Below are 12,782 nucleotides of genomic sequence, written 5' to 3' on the forward strand. Positions count from 1 at the left end.
GCCGCCATGAAGAGGCGGTTGCGCTTTACGCCGCCGAAGCAGAGGTTGGCGCAGCGCTCCGGCAGCGCGATGCGGCCGATCATGACGCCGTCGGGTGCGAACACGACCACGCCGTCGAGCTCGGGATCGCCCATGCCCCAGCCGCACCAGAGATTGCCGTCGATGTCGCAGCGCATGCCGTCGGGCGTGCCGGGGCCGGCATCGATGAACACGCGCTTGTTCGAGATCGTCGTGCCGTCGGCGGAGACGTCATAGGCGAGGACCTTGCGGTTCGGCACGCCGCGGGACTCCACGACATAGAGAATCTTCTCGTCCGGCGAGAAGCATAGTCCGTTCGGCCCCAGCACCCCCGCGGCGACGATGGTGGCCTTGCCGGTCGCGGGATCGAGCCGGTAGACATTGGGATCGATCTCCGGCTCGGCCTTGTAGCCCTCGTAGTTCCCGAGCAGGCCGAAGGTCGGATCGCTGAACCAGATCGAGCCGTCGGATTTCACCACGACGTCGTTCGGCGAGTTCAGCCGCTTGCCGTCGAAGGAGTCGATCAGCACCACGATCGATCCGTCATATTCGGTGCGGACCACGCGCCGGCCGCCGTGCTCGCAGGTGATCAGCCGGCCCTGGCGGTCGCGGGTGTTGCCGTTGGCGAAGTTCGAGGGCTTGCGGAAGATGCTGACCGCGCCGGTCTCTTCCTCCCACTTGATGATGCGCTGGTTCGGAATGTCGCTGCACAACAGATAGCGTCCGTCGCCGAACCATACCGGGCCTTCGGCCCAGCGCAGGCCGGTGGTGAGGCGCTCCACCGCGGAGAGTTTCAGCCAGTATTTCTCGAAGCGCGGATCGAGCGCGTGGATGGCCGGATCGGGATAGTAGGTCGCCGGACGCCAGCCGGCGGAATGGGCATCGGACATTTGCTGTTCTCGTTGTTGTGTTTCGATGGTGCTTGCCTGGTGTTTCCTCGGGCGGTTGGTTTGCTATCATTGTCGGCCTGCGACCGCAATTCGGTCGCAGCAAACGAAGCACGAGGGACGGAATGCCACGCATATTGATGACCGGCGCGTCGGGTGGAATCGGCACCAGCCTGCGCAAGCTGCTGCCGCCGATCTATCCGGACCTGCTGTTGAGCGATATCAAACCGCCGTCGGATCTCGGCAAGGGCGAACAGTTCAAGGCCGCCGATCTCGCCGACCTCGCGCAGGTCGAGGCGATCTGCGAGGGCGTCGACGGTATCCTGCATTTCGGCGGCTATTCGGTCGAGGGACCCTGGGATTCGATCCTGCAGTCCAACATCGTCGGCTGCTACAATCTGTTCGAGGCGGCGCGGAAGCAGGGCGTCAAGCGCGTGATCTTCGCCTCATCCAACCATGCCGTCGGCTTCTATCCGCGTCACCATCGCATCGGCACCGATGTCACTGCGCGGCCGGACAGCCGCTACGGCGTCAGCAAGGTGTTCGGCGAGGCGGTCGGCGCGCTCTATGCCGACAAGCACGGGCTGAAGGTGACCTGCATCCGGATCGGTAATTTCGGCGAGGCGCCGCTCGATCACCGGCGGCTCTCGATCTGGCTCAAGCCGGACGATCTCGTGCAGCTCTGCCGCATCGGGCTCGAGCATCCCGATATCCATTTCGAGATCGTCTACGGCGCGTCGTACAACGAGCGCGCCTGGTGGGACAATCACCGCGCCTACGACCTCGGCTATCGTCCGACCGGCCGTGCCGAGGATTTTCGCGAACACGCCATGGCCGAGCAGGGCAAGCTGCCGCCCGATCCGGTCGGCGACTTCTTCCAGGGCGGCGCGTTCTGCAGCATGGAGTTTGACGGCGACAAGGGAAGGGTCATCGACTGGAAGAAGTAGTCAGTCCTCACACGACGGAAGCTGCGGGGGAGTCAGCTTGGCGCTTTGCGGGCTCCCGGGCCCGTCATAGGTCTGGGCAAAATGGGCGAGCGGGAAGGAGATGTTGATCTGCTGACCGGTCAGACTCTTGGCGTCCAACGTGATCGCCTGCGCATGCTTCAGCCGCGTGATCAACTCACCGTCGCCCTCGTAGGTGCCGCCGCAGCCCAAGGTGTAGCAGTGGGGCTTGGCGATCTTGATCGGGTCGTCCTGATCGATCCGGAGGTTGATGGTGCCCTCCAGCATGGTCCGCGTGCCTACATTGGCGGTCAGAAGCACGCGCTTGCTGTTCTGCGGCGAGATGCTGATGGTGCCGCCCGACGGCGAGCATTGGCCTCGCGCGCTGGTGCCGACGAAACAACTGGCCTGCGTCAGGCAGACCTTGGCCCAGGGCTCATAGGTGAGCTGCGTCGCACGCGGGTCGGCCGCTTCGCCAACTCCGGGAAATGCGAGGGACGCGGCAAGCGACCCAAGCAAGAAAAGCAAGTTGCGCATTGCCATCTCCTCTGCGATCAGCCGGGCACGTATCCAGCCATTGCGGCTTTTTCTCGCTGGCGACGCGGGCGCGACCATCGCCTTGCGCGCTGTCGGCGAGGCCTTTGCAGTGCAGTTCGACGCGGATTGATCTCGTATTGACAACAATTCCCTCGGCTCCTTTAGTGCGGCAAACAACCACGGGAACAAGAACATGGCTGACGGACTTCGCAAGGGACTGACGAGCTATGGTGACGCCGGCTTCTCGCTGTTCCTGCGCAAGGCCTTCATCAAGGCGATGGGCTATTCGGACGATGCGCTCAATCGCCCGATCGTCGGCATCACCAATACCTACAGCGACTACAATCCCTGCCACGGCAATGTGCCTGACATTATCGAAGCGGTGAAGCGCGGCGTGATGTTGTCGGGCGCGATGCCGTTCGTGTTCCCGACCATTTCGATCGCCGAGAGCTTTGCGCATCCGACCTCCATGTATCTGCGCAATCTGATGGCGATGGACACCGAGGAGATGATCCGCGCGCAGCCGATGGATTCGGTGGTCGTGATCGGCGGTTGCGACAAGACCTTGCCGGCGCAGATCATGGCAGCGGTCAGTGCCGATCTGCCGACGGTCGTCATTCCGGTTGGACCGATGGTGGTCGGCCATCACAAGGGCGAGGTGCTCGGCGCCTGCACCGATTGCCGCAGGCTGTGGGCCAAGTATCGCGCCGGCGAGATCGACGACAACGAGATCGAGGCGGTGAACGGCCGCCTCGCGCCGTCGGTCGGCACCTGCATGGTGATGGGCACGGCCTCCACCATGGCCTGCGTCACGGAGGCGCTCGGCCTGTCGCTGCCGATGAGCGCGACGATCCCGGCGCCGCATGCCGAACGCTTCCGCTCCGCCGAAGCCAGCGGCCGGGTCGCGGCTCAGATGGCGAAATCCAAGGGACCGAAGCCGAGCGAGATCCTGACTCCGGCCTCGTTCCGCAACGCCCAGATCGTCATGCAGGCGATCGGCGGCTCGACCAACGGGCTCATTCATCTCACCGCCATCGCCAACCGCACGCCGTACAAGATCGATCTCGAGGCGTTCGACAAGCTCGGCCGCGAGGTGCCGGTGCTGGTCGATCTCAAGCCGTCGGGCGAGCATTACATGGAGCATTTCCATCATGCCGGCGGCGTGCCGAAGCTGATGGCGCAGCTCGGCGACCTGATCGATCTCGACGCCAAGACCATCACCGGCCAGACCCTGCGCGAGGTGGTCGCCGGCGCGGAGGAGGTGCCGGGCCAGGATGCGATCCGTTCGAAGGCCAATCCGATCAAGTCCGAAGGCGCGATGGCGATCCTGCACGGCAATCTCGCGCCGCGCGGCGCCGTGATCAAGCAGTCGGCCGCGAGCCCGAAGCTGCTGCAACATACCGGCAAGGCGGTGGTGTTCGAATCCGTCGAGGACATGACGCTACGGGTCGACGATCCTGCGCTGGAAGTCACGGCCGACGATGTGCTGGTGCTGCGCAACGCCGGCCCCAAGGGCGCGCCGGGCATGCCGGAGGCGGGCTATCTGCCGATCCCGAAGAAGCTTGCGCGCACCGGCGTGAAGGACATGGTTCGCATCTCCGATGCGCGGATGAGCGGCACGGCATTCGGCACCATCGTGCTGCACATCACGCCGGAGGCCGCGGTCGGCGGTCCGCTGGCGCTGGTGAAGAACGGCGACATGATCAGGCTCGATGTTGCCAAGCGCAGCATCGACCTCTTGGTCGATGAGGCCGAATTGCAGAAGCGCCGTGCTGCGCTGGCTCCGGCCATGACGCCGGATTGGGCCAAGCGCGGCTACGCGCATCTCTTCAACGAAACGATCCTGCAGGCCGACGAAGGCTGCGACTTCGACTTCATGCGCGCCAAGGGCAAGTAGCGGCCGGCTACTTCGACTTGCTGGTGAACTTCTTCACCGCGACGCGAAACTCCTCGGTGCTCATGCAGCCGATGATCGCGTCGCGCTCGGCGTCGAGTTGCGCCTCGATCGGCGTGGTCGGCGCCTGATGGATCAGCGCCTTGGTGGCGGCGAGGCCGGCAGGCGCGTTCTGCGCCAGTCGCAGCGCGAATTCGCGCGTGGCCGCCTTCAGTTCAACCGCGGGCACCACCTTGGCAACGAGGCCCCATTGCTGGGCCTGCTGCGCGGTAAAGCTGTCCTCGGCGAGGAAGATCTGCAGCGCGCGGCGCGGACCCACGCTGGCGGCGAGGCCCACGGTGCCGCCGCCATCCGGCGAGACGCCGATCTTGGCGTAAGCCGGCGTGAAGCGGGCATCCTCTGCCGCGATGCAGAGATCGGCGACGAAGGCGAGCGACAGGCCGGCACCGGCCGCGGAGCCGTGCACGCTCGCGAGCACCAGCTTCGGCATTCGCCGCAGCGAGGTGATGAAGGCATGATAGTGCGCCAGCATCTCGCCGACCACGGGCGCGATAGTGTTGGCTTCGGCTGCGGCGCCGATGGTCTGCAGGTCGCCGCCGGCGCAGAAGGCGCGGCCTTCGCCTTCGATCACGAGCACGCGGACATCCTTGTTGGCCTCGACCTCGGCGCCGAGCTGCTCGAGCTTCTTCGCAATCGACATGTCGATCGCGTTGAACGCGGCCGGCCGGTTCAGCGTGATGGTGGCGACGGGGCCGTCGATCCGGAGCAAAGCGGGTTCGGCGGCGGGGGTGGCGGGGGCGGGCATGGCGGTAACCTTGGGCTGTTATCTCAGAGCATTTAAGTCCCTGGGGCGAGGGGTGGCAATCCGGACGCCGCGTCGCGGGCGGGCATTTGTTTGGGAAAGACCCCCTTGCGTCGGCGCGAGCCATGGGGCCAAATGGCGCCCGCCTTCGGTACGCAGACACGAGCGCTGTGGGGACGGGGCAAGCAAGCTAACATCAATGGTGAGGAAAACAGCATGGGTCGCTACTCCTGCTCGCTCGTATCTGGGTTGTTCCGATGACGGGTCCGGTCATCATCGTCGGCGCGGGGCACGCCGGCTTCCAGCTCGCGGCGTCGCTGCGCCAAAGCGGGTTCGCCGAGCCCATTGCGCTGCTCAACGACGAGGGGCATCTGCCGTATCAGCGGCCGCCGTTGTCGAAAGCCTATCTCAAGGGAACCGGAGGGCCCGACAGCCTGATGTTCCGGCCTGACAAGTTCTACCAGGACAACAAGATCGAGCTCATCACCGATCGGGCGCACGCGGTCGACCGCGACGCGCGGAAAGTGGCGCTCGCCTCCGGCAGTTCGCTCGACTACGGCCATCTGGTGTTCGCGACCGGCGCGCGGAACCGGCTGCTCGACATTCCGAACGCGAAATTGGACGCAGTGCGCTATCTGCGCACGCTCGACGAGAGCGAGGCGTTGCGCCACTTGCTTGCGCCGGGCATGCGCGTCGTTGTCATCGGCGCCGGCTTCATCGGGCTCGAATTCGCCGCCACCGCACGCGGCAAGGGCCTCGAGGTCGACGTCGTCGAGCTGGCGTCGCGGGTGATGGCGCGCGCCGTGACCGCGGAGATTTCCGAGTTCTCGCAGTCCAGGCACACGGCGGCCGGAATCCGCATTCACCTCGGCGTGCAGGTCACCGGCATCGAGGCCGATGGTGCCAAGGTCACCGGCGTCAGCCTGAGCAACGGCGTGCACATCCCGGCTGATCTCGTCGTGGTCGGCGTCGGCGTGCTGCCGAATGTCGAGCTCGCCGCGGAAGCCGGGTTGCCGGTAGCTTCCGGCATCATTGTCGATGAGCATCTGGCGACCGCCGATCCGAACGTCTCCGCGATCGGCGACTGCGCGCTCTATACCAGCAGGCGCTTCGGCGGATCGTTGCGGCTGGAGTCGGTGCAGAACGCGACCGATCATGCGCGCTGCGTGGCGGCGCGGCTGACCGGCAAGACCGAGGTCTATGACGGCTTGCCGTGGTTCTGGAGTGACCAGGGGCCGGACAAGCTGCAGATGGCCGGGCTTACCACCGGCTATGACCGCGTCGTGGTGCGCGGCGACCGCGCACAAGGGGCGTTCTCGGCGTTCTGTTACCGCGGCGACACGCTGCTCGGCATCGAGTCGGTCAACCGCGCCGGCGATCACATGTTCGGCCGTCGGCTGCTTGGCGCAGGCGGCTCGATCACGCCGGAGCAGGCCGGGGATCCTGGATTTGATCTCAAGAGTGCGCTGTCCTAGCTCTCGTCGTCCCGGCGAAAGCCGGGACCCATACGCCGCGGCCTTTCGATTCCAGGCGGTGCGGGTTGATATCTGCTCAAGGCAATTGATGTCAGTGGTTATGGATCCCGGCCTTCGCCGGGACGACGTGGGGAGAGAGTGTCCTCCACTTCCTTCGCCGTCGGCATCGACGGCGCGGCGCCCATCCGCTGCACGCAGATCGACGCGGCGACGTTGGCATAGGCGAGGGCATCGCGGAGCGGCTTGTCGATCGCGAGTTGCGAGGCCAGCGCGCCGACGAAGCAATCGCCGGCACCCGTGGTGTCCACGGCCTTCACCGCGCGGCCGGGAACCAGGATCGATTGGCCCTCGACGAGCGCCAGCACACCGCGCTTGCCGAGCGTGACGCAGACGATCTTGCCTTGCGCCAGGCTCCCCGCCGCTTCCGCGAAGCGCGCAGGCGCGTCGCGATCGCGCAGCTCCGTACCGGTGAGGTAGCCGAGCTCGGTCTCATTGAGGATCAGGATGTCGACGAGATCGAGCAGCGCGGCGTCGGCCTTTTTCGCCGGTGCGGGGTTGAGCACAGTGGTGGCGCCGGCCGCGCGCGCACGCTGGAAGAAGGCCGCGATCGTCGGCAGCGGGATCTCGAACTGGCTGACCGCGACGTCGCCCTTGCCGAGGACGGGAGCTGCGACATCATCGGCATCGACCCTCGCGTTTGCGCCGGGCACGACGACGATCGTGTTGTCGGCGTTGGCGAGCGTGATGATCGCGGTGCCGGAATGCGTATCCGCCGTGTCCTTGACGAAGGCGAGGTCGACGCCTTGCGCGGCGAGGAATGTCCTCAGCTCCTGGCCGAACGCATCGGTGCCGAGCCGGCCGACCAGCGTGGTCGGCACACCGAGCTTGGCCGAGGCGACCGCCTGGTTGGCGCCCTTGCCGCCCGGGAAGTAGAGCACGGCCTCGCCGGCCACGGTCTCACCGACCCGCGGGTGACGCTCGGCGGTCGCCACCACGTCCATGTTGATGCTGCCCGCGACGAAGACACGCCCCATGCCTAACCCCGTTGAGCGCCCTCAGACCGCGGCGCGAAATTCCTGCCTGACCGCCTCGATGTCGGCGAGCGTCGGCAGGCCGGCCTCGTTGCCGAGCCTCTGGATCTTGTAGGTCGATGCCGCGCGGGCGAACTCGAAGTGCTCACGCCAGGTTTTGGTCTGGTCCGCGAGATAGGAATAGATGTAGGCGCCGTGGAAGACGTCGCCGGCGCCGTTGGTGTCGATCACGCGCGCGCGAGAAATCGGCAGCGCTGGCAGGGTGCGTGTCACGCTCGCCTCGTCATACCAGAGTAGGCCGCGCTCGCCCATGGTGACGCCGCCGACACGGCAGCCGCGCTCCTTCAGATAATCCAGCATCTGCTCCGGCGTCTTGTCCATCTGCTCGCACAGCCGCTCGGCGACGATCGCGATGTCGATGAATTGGAGCAGCTCGTGGGTGTTGGTGCGCATGCCGCCGCCGTCGAGCGAGGTCAGGATGCCTTCCTCGCGGCAGAGCTTTGCGTAATGGATCGCGGCGTCCGGCTGGTGGCCGTCGATGTGCAGCGCCCGGCAGCCCTTGATGTTCAATAGTGGAAAGGGATGGATGTGCTGGTCGTCGCGGCAGCGGACGATCGCGCGCTTGCCGTCCTTTGGCATGATGAAGGACAGCGAGGATGAGTTGACCTTGCGGGGGTGGAACGAGATGCCGTACCGGTCGGCCATGTCCCAGAACATTCGCCCCAGCCAGTCATTGGCCATGGTGGCGATCAGGTCCGGCTCGATGCCGAGCTTGGCGCAGCAGAATGCCGCTGTCACGGCGTTTCCGCCGAACGACACCGCATAGGCGTCGGCAACGTGCTTTTCGTCGCCGGTTGGCATGTGATCGGTGATGAAGGTAACGTCGATATAGGTCTGTCCAATGAAGAGAGCCTGCATTCGCTTTCCGTCGTGGCTTGGTGTGGTCCCGGCCGGCACTCCAGACTAGAGCATTTTCGGTCCTGATTGAAATCAGAACCGAGACGCTGGATTCCTGATAGCGCCGAAAATATTCGCAACCCAGCCTGGTTTGCGGGTAGAGATGAACCGAAAGCGCGGATTGAAGGCCGTTCCGGCATTCGCCATAACGGCCGTCCGCTATCCGCGGTTCCGGGTTGCAGTTGAAGGAGAGCACAATGACGGCAGATTCGGGGAGGCGGTGGCCATGATTACCGGTCTCGATCACGTGGTCGTCCTGACCGCCGACATCGCGGCTGCCGGCGCTGCCTACGAGACATTGTTTGCGCGCGCGCCTGCCTGGCGCAACAGCGGGGACGGAGCGGACCGCGTGCTGTTCACGCTCGACAACATGACGCTCGAATTGATGGCGCCGCGCGGCGACGACGCCGCTGCACAACGCGTCCGCGGCGCGCTCGCCACACAGGGCGAGGGGCTGGCGAGCCTCTGCTTCCGAACCCACGACATCGCCAAGATGCACCGCCGGCTTGACCGCCTGGCGCTGAAGCCCGAGCCGGTCGCCGAGGTCGAGAGCCGCGACGAGACGAGCGGCGCCGTGCTGTCGTGGAAGCGCACGCGGGCGGCGACCGATGCGACGCGAGGCGTGCGCATGTTCTTCCTGCAGCGGGAGAAGGAGCGGCCGCTGTCGGTGCGCACCACGCCGGCTTCGATCACCGCGATGGATCATGTGGTGGTCTCGACCGCCGATCCGGAACGCGCGGCTGCGCTGTTCGGCGCGCGGCTTGGGCTCGACATGGCGCTGGATCGCTCGCATCCGGACTGGGGCCGGCTGATGTTCTTCCGCTGCGGCGATCTGATCGTCGAGGTCACGCACAAGCCGGGCAAGGCCGAGCCTGACGCGCCGGACCGGCTGCGCGGCATCTGCTGGCGCGTCGCCGATATCGATGCCACGCATGCGCGGCTCGTCGCCGCCGGCGTCGATGTCTCCGAGGTGCGCAATGGCCGCAAGCCGGGCACGAAGGTGATGACAGTACGCAGCGGCACCTGCGGCGTGCCGACGCTCCTGGTGCAACCGTCGCCGGGCAGGGGGGAGTGAGGCAAGCGGGTTGGTCGTGCCGCAAACAATGCTGTCGTCCCTGCGCAAGCAGGGACCCATAGCCACAGGAACGCGTTGTTGAAGCGAGCTGTGGCCACAGCGTAGCGCAACATTGACCGCCGGTGGTTATGGGTCCCGGGTCGCGCTGCGCTTGCCCGGGACGACATAGAATGTGTTGCTGGACGCGATCTGCAGCATTGTTCGCAGGCGCACCTGTTCGACAAATTACGACAACATTCATTCTCAAACGTTGCGCAGCATGCTACATTCGTTGGCTCAGCGTCACTGAGCAATCGATTTGGCCAAGGCAAAGAGAATATTGAAATGGCAGCGCGACCCCGAGGGCATGCGGTTGCGCATCCTCGAGGCCGCAAAGCAGGAATTTGCCGCCCATGGCCTTGCCGGCGCCCGCGTCGATCGCATCGCGGAGAAGGCCGGCGCCAACAAGCGCATGCTGTACTACCACGTCGGCAACAAGGAGGATCTCTATCTCGAGGTGCTGGAAGGCACCTATGAGAAGATCCGCGCCGAAGAGCGCACCCTCGATCTGGAGCATCTCGATCCGCCCGAGGCGATCGCGCGGCTGATCGATTTCACCTGGAACTATTTTCTGCGCAACCCCGAGTTCCTGGCGCTGCTGAACACGGAAAACCTTGCGAGAGCGAAGCATCTGAAGCGCTCGACCAAGGTCAAGTCGATGCACTCGCCCTTTGTCGAGATGATCCGCGCCGTGGTGACGCGCGGGGTGGAGAGCGGCAACTTCCGCGCTGCCGTCGATCCGGTGCAGCTGTATATCTCGATCGCGGCGCTCGCATTTTTCTACCTCTCCAACAGCGCCACACTGAGCGTGATCTTCGGCCGCGACCTGCTCAAGAAGGAGGCCCGCGACGAACGGCTCGATCACATGATCGCGCTGGTGCTGGCGGCGCTGACCGGCAAGTCCACCGCCGCCTTCGGCAGGATGGAGATGCCGACGCTGCAGCCGGTGGAACATCAGGTGATGTAAGGCTTCGCCGGAAGGCGATTTATCGAGCGCCATCTGCGGATAGGGTTGCCTCGGATTTCGCTGCGCTTCATCCGCGCTACGAACACCCAGCGGTAAAATTCTCGTCTGACGAAAGTAGGGGGATCTCGCGCCATTTCGCGGAGCGCGAGGGGCTGGACAGTATTTATCCAACGGGTTAATTTCTGTCGCGAAGAACAGTCAAGGCGAGGGAGCGTGACGTGGCGGAGGCGAAGAGCCCTTCGGGCGTGTCGAGGGTGCTGAATGCGGCGTGGCTGCGGCCGTTCCTGTTCCTGGTCGTCATCGTGGCGGCGTGGGATCTTTCGATCCGCCTGTTTCAAATCCCGGCCTACCAGATCCCGTCGCCCGGCGACGTTGTCGCGGTGCTCTGGAGCGACTGGCCGGAGCTGCTGCAGCAATCGTGGCCGACCACCTACGCGACCATCTGCGGCTTCGCGCTCTCGGCGCTGTTCGGCATTCCGATCGCGATGCTGATCGCGGGCTCGAAGACGGTGGAGAGCTATATCTATCCGCTGCTGGTGTTCTCGCAGTCGGTCCCGAAGATCGCGATCGCGCCGCTGTTCGTGGTGTGGTTCGGCTTCGGCATCATCCCGAAGGTGATCTCGGCGTTCCTGCTGGGCTTCTTCCCGGTGGTGGTCTCGGCGGTGCAGGGCTTCAAGTCGGTCGATCCCGACATGGTCGATCTGGCGCGCGCGATGCAGGGCAGCCGCTTCCGGGTGTTCTGCGCCGTGAACCTGCCGCATGCGATGCCGGCGATCTTCTCCGGCCTGAAAGTGTCGGTGACATTGGCCGTGGTCGGCGCCGTCGTCGGCGAATTCGTCGGCTCCAATTCCGGCATCGGCTATGTGATGCAGCGTTCGATCGGCACGTTCGACCTGCCGACGATGTTTGCCGCACTGGTGATTCTCGCCCTGCTCGGCGTGATCCTGTTCTGGATCGTTGATCGCATCGAGCGGTGGGTGATCCCCTGGCACGTCAGCCAGCGTGACGACATCATCTTTGCTTCGTAGGGCTATCGTAGAGACACACAAAAAGAACAGCGTCATTGCGAGCGAAGCGAAGCAATCCATGGTGCAACATGCAGAGGAGTGGATTGCTTCGTCGCTGTCGCTCCTCGCAATGACGAAAAAGCAGGGAGAAAACATAATGCGATTGATCATCGCTGTTCTTGCGACACTGACTTGGTCCATCTCGGCGGTCGCACCGGCATCCGCGGCCGACAAGGTCGTGCTGATGCTGAACTGGTACGTCTATGGCGAGCACGCGCCGTTCTATTACGGCAAGGCCAAGGGCCTCTATGCGGCCGAAGGCATCGACCTCGAGATCCAGGAAGGCCGCGGCTCGGCCGCGACCACGCAGGCCGTGGCCGCCAAGACCGCCGATTTCGGCTATGTCGACATCCCCACCATGATGCGCGCAGCGGTGAAGGGCGCGCCCGTGATCGCTACCGGCGTGCTGCTGCAGACCAGCCCGATGTCGGCGATGGGATTTGCCGACAAGAACATCAGGAAGCCCGAGGACATCAAGGGCAAGACGGTCGCGATCACGCCGGCAGATTCGATGACGCAGATCTGGCCGCTGTTCCTGAAGAAGACCGGCCTGAAGGAGAGCGATTTCCACACGGTCGCCGGCGATGGCCAGACCAAGCTGAACGCCGTGATCAACGGCCAGGCCGACCTCCTGCTCGGTTACGTCATGGACCAGTCGATGAAGATCAAGGATGCGACCGGCAAGGACGTCTATCCGATCAAGTTCGCCGACTACGGCATCAACATGGTGTCGTCGGGCATCATCGCCAACACCGCCTATGTGAAGGCCAATCCCGACCTGGTCCGCCGCTTCATGTCGGCGACCACCAAGGCGGTGGAAGCCGCCGAGAAGGACCCGAAGGCCGCCGCGCAATCGATCCTCGATGCCAATCCGAAGGGCGGCAAGATCGACACGCTGACGCAAGGCTTCGAGCTGACGATCCCGCTGTATCGCACGCCGGAGACCAAGACCAAGCGGCCGTTCCAGGTCACCGACCAGAACATGACCGACTCCGTCGATCTGATGGTCGAGTATGGCGGTCTCGACGCCAAGGCCAAGGCCAATCCGAAGGCGTTCTACACCAACGACTACCTGCCGAAGAGTGGCTC

At 64.8% G+C, this 12,782-nt stretch carries 13 protein-coding genes; 8 read left to right on the forward strand and 5 right to left on the reverse strand.

Annotation, left to right across the window (positions count from 1 at the left end):
* Positions 1-908, reverse strand: a 908-nt coding sequence (locus AS156_RS12705; protein WP_066504716.1) for an SMP-30/gluconolactonase/LRE family protein, incomplete at its 3' end; no start/stop codon positions are given.
* A gap of 122 nt (positions 909-1,030) precedes the next feature.
* Here AS156_RS12705 and AS156_RS12710 point away from each other — a divergent pair.
* Entirely contained in the window at positions 1,031-1,852 is an 822-nt protein-coding gene (locus AS156_RS12710; protein WP_066504182.1) for an NAD-dependent epimerase/dehydratase family protein, read from the forward strand.
* Here the strand turns inward: AS156_RS12710 and AS156_RS12715 are convergent, their stop codons facing one another.
* The gene (locus tag AS156_RS12715) at positions 1,853-2,386 is read right to left on the reverse strand and encodes an invasion associated locus B family protein (protein ID WP_066504187.1); all 534 of its coding nucleotides are present in this window, start codon (positions 2,384-2,386) and stop codon (positions 1,853-1,855) included. It lies immediately after the preceding gene.
* Here AS156_RS12715 and AS156_RS42835 point away from each other — a divergent pair.
* Both AS156_RS42835 and AS156_RS12720 read left to right on the forward strand, forming a co-directional pair.
* A complete protein-coding gene (locus AS156_RS42835) occupies positions 2,379-2,516 on the forward strand; it encodes a hypothetical protein (protein WP_160331091.1) in 138 nt (45 codons plus the stop codon). The genes AS156_RS12715 and AS156_RS42835 overlap by 8 nt on opposite strands.
* Before the next feature lie 63 nt (positions 2,517-2,579).
* Positions 2,580-4,283, forward strand: coding sequence for an IlvD/Edd family dehydratase (locus tag AS156_RS12720; protein WP_066504192.1), 1,704 nt, complete (start codon positions 2,580-2,582; stop codon positions 4,281-4,283).
* Between the two features lie 7 nt (positions 4,284-4,290).
* Here AS156_RS12720 and AS156_RS12725 read toward each other — a convergent pair whose 3' ends face one another.
* Complete coding sequence (locus tag AS156_RS12725; RefSeq protein ID WP_066504193.1) at positions 4,291-5,085, reverse strand: enoyl-CoA hydratase/isomerase family protein; 795 nt, start codon at positions 5,083-5,085, stop codon at positions 4,291-4,293.
* Positions 5,086-5,339: 254 nt separating this feature from the next.
* Between AS156_RS12725 and AS156_RS12730 the strand changes: the two genes are divergently transcribed.
* Positions 5,340-6,557 carry an NAD(P)/FAD-dependent oxidoreductase gene (locus tag AS156_RS12730; protein WP_066504197.1) on the forward strand — a complete coding sequence of 406 codons (1,218 nt, stop codon included), beginning with the start codon at positions 5,340-5,342 and terminating at the stop codon, positions 6,555-6,557.
* A gap of 98 nt (positions 6,558-6,655) precedes the next feature.
* Here the strand turns inward: AS156_RS12730 and rbsK are convergent, their stop codons facing one another.
* Together rbsK and AS156_RS12740 are read right to left on the reverse strand one after the other, a co-directional pair.
* Positions 6,656-7,591 (reverse strand): ribokinase, encoded by a 936-nt coding sequence (gene rbsK / locus AS156_RS12735; RefSeq protein WP_066504198.1) that lies wholly within the window; start codon positions 7,589-7,591, stop codon positions 6,656-6,658.
* A gap of 21 nt (positions 7,592-7,612) precedes the next feature.
* Positions 7,613-8,506 (reverse strand): sugar kinase, encoded by an 894-nt coding sequence (locus tag AS156_RS12740; RefSeq protein WP_066504200.1) that lies wholly within the window; start codon positions 8,504-8,506, stop codon positions 7,613-7,615.
* Positions 8,507-8,771: 265 nt separating this feature from the next.
* Between AS156_RS12740 and AS156_RS12745 the strand changes: the two genes are divergently transcribed.
* The 4 genes from AS156_RS12745 to AS156_RS12760 all read left to right on the forward strand — a co-directional run.
* On the forward strand, positions 8,772-9,620 hold the full coding sequence (locus AS156_RS12745; protein ID WP_066504718.1) for a VOC family protein: 849 nt from the start codon (positions 8,772-8,774) through the stop codon (positions 9,618-9,620).
* A gap of 298 nt (positions 9,621-9,918) precedes the next feature.
* The gene (locus AS156_RS12750; protein WP_201456036.1) at positions 9,919-10,626 is read left to right on the forward strand and encodes a TetR/AcrR family transcriptional regulator; all 708 of its coding nucleotides are present in this window, start codon (positions 9,919-9,921) and stop codon (positions 10,624-10,626) included.
* A gap of 218 nt (positions 10,627-10,844) precedes the next feature.
* On the forward strand, positions 10,845-11,654 hold the full coding sequence (locus tag AS156_RS12755) for an ABC transporter permease (RefSeq protein ID WP_066504203.1): 810 nt from the start codon (positions 10,845-10,847) through the stop codon (positions 11,652-11,654).
* 136 nt (positions 11,655-11,790) lie between these two features.
* Positions 11,791-12,782 (forward strand): ABC transporter substrate-binding protein (locus tag AS156_RS12760; protein ID WP_136626204.1); only part of this gene is annotated, 992 nt, incomplete at its 3' end.

It is taken from the genome of Bradyrhizobium macuxiense (assembly GCF_001542415.1).
Lineage (GTDB): Bacteria > Pseudomonadota > Alphaproteobacteria > Rhizobiales > Xanthobacteraceae > Bradyrhizobium > Bradyrhizobium macuxiense.

Coding starts and splice junctions, on each gene's coding strand:
- AS156_RS12710 (WP_066504182.1), top strand. CDS start 1,031: ATGCCACGCATATTGATGACCGGCGCGTCGGGTGGAATCGGCACCAGC.
- AS156_RS12715 (WP_066504187.1), bottom strand. CDS start 2,386: ATGCGCAACTTGCTTTTCTTGCTTGGGTCGCTTGCCGCGTCCCTCGCA.
- AS156_RS12720 (WP_066504192.1), top strand. CDS start 2,580: ATGGCTGACGGACTTCGCAAGGGACTGACGAGCTATGGTGACGCCGGC.
- AS156_RS12725 (WP_066504193.1), bottom strand. CDS start 5,085: ATGCCCGCCCCCGCCACCCCCGCCGCCGAACCCGCTTTGCTCCGGATC.
- AS156_RS12730 (WP_066504197.1), top strand. CDS start 5,340: ATGACGGGTCCGGTCATCATCGTCGGCGCGGGGCACGCCGGCTTCCAG.
- rbsK (WP_066504198.1), bottom strand. CDS start 7,591: ATGGGGCGTGTCTTCGTCGCGGGCAGCATCAACATGGACGTGGTGGCG.
- AS156_RS12740 (WP_066504200.1), bottom strand. CDS start 8,506: ATGCAGGCTCTCTTCATTGGACAGACCTATATCGACGTTACCTTCATC.
- AS156_RS12745 (WP_066504718.1), top strand. CDS start 8,772: ATGATTACCGGTCTCGATCACGTGGTCGTCCTGACCGCCGACATCGCG.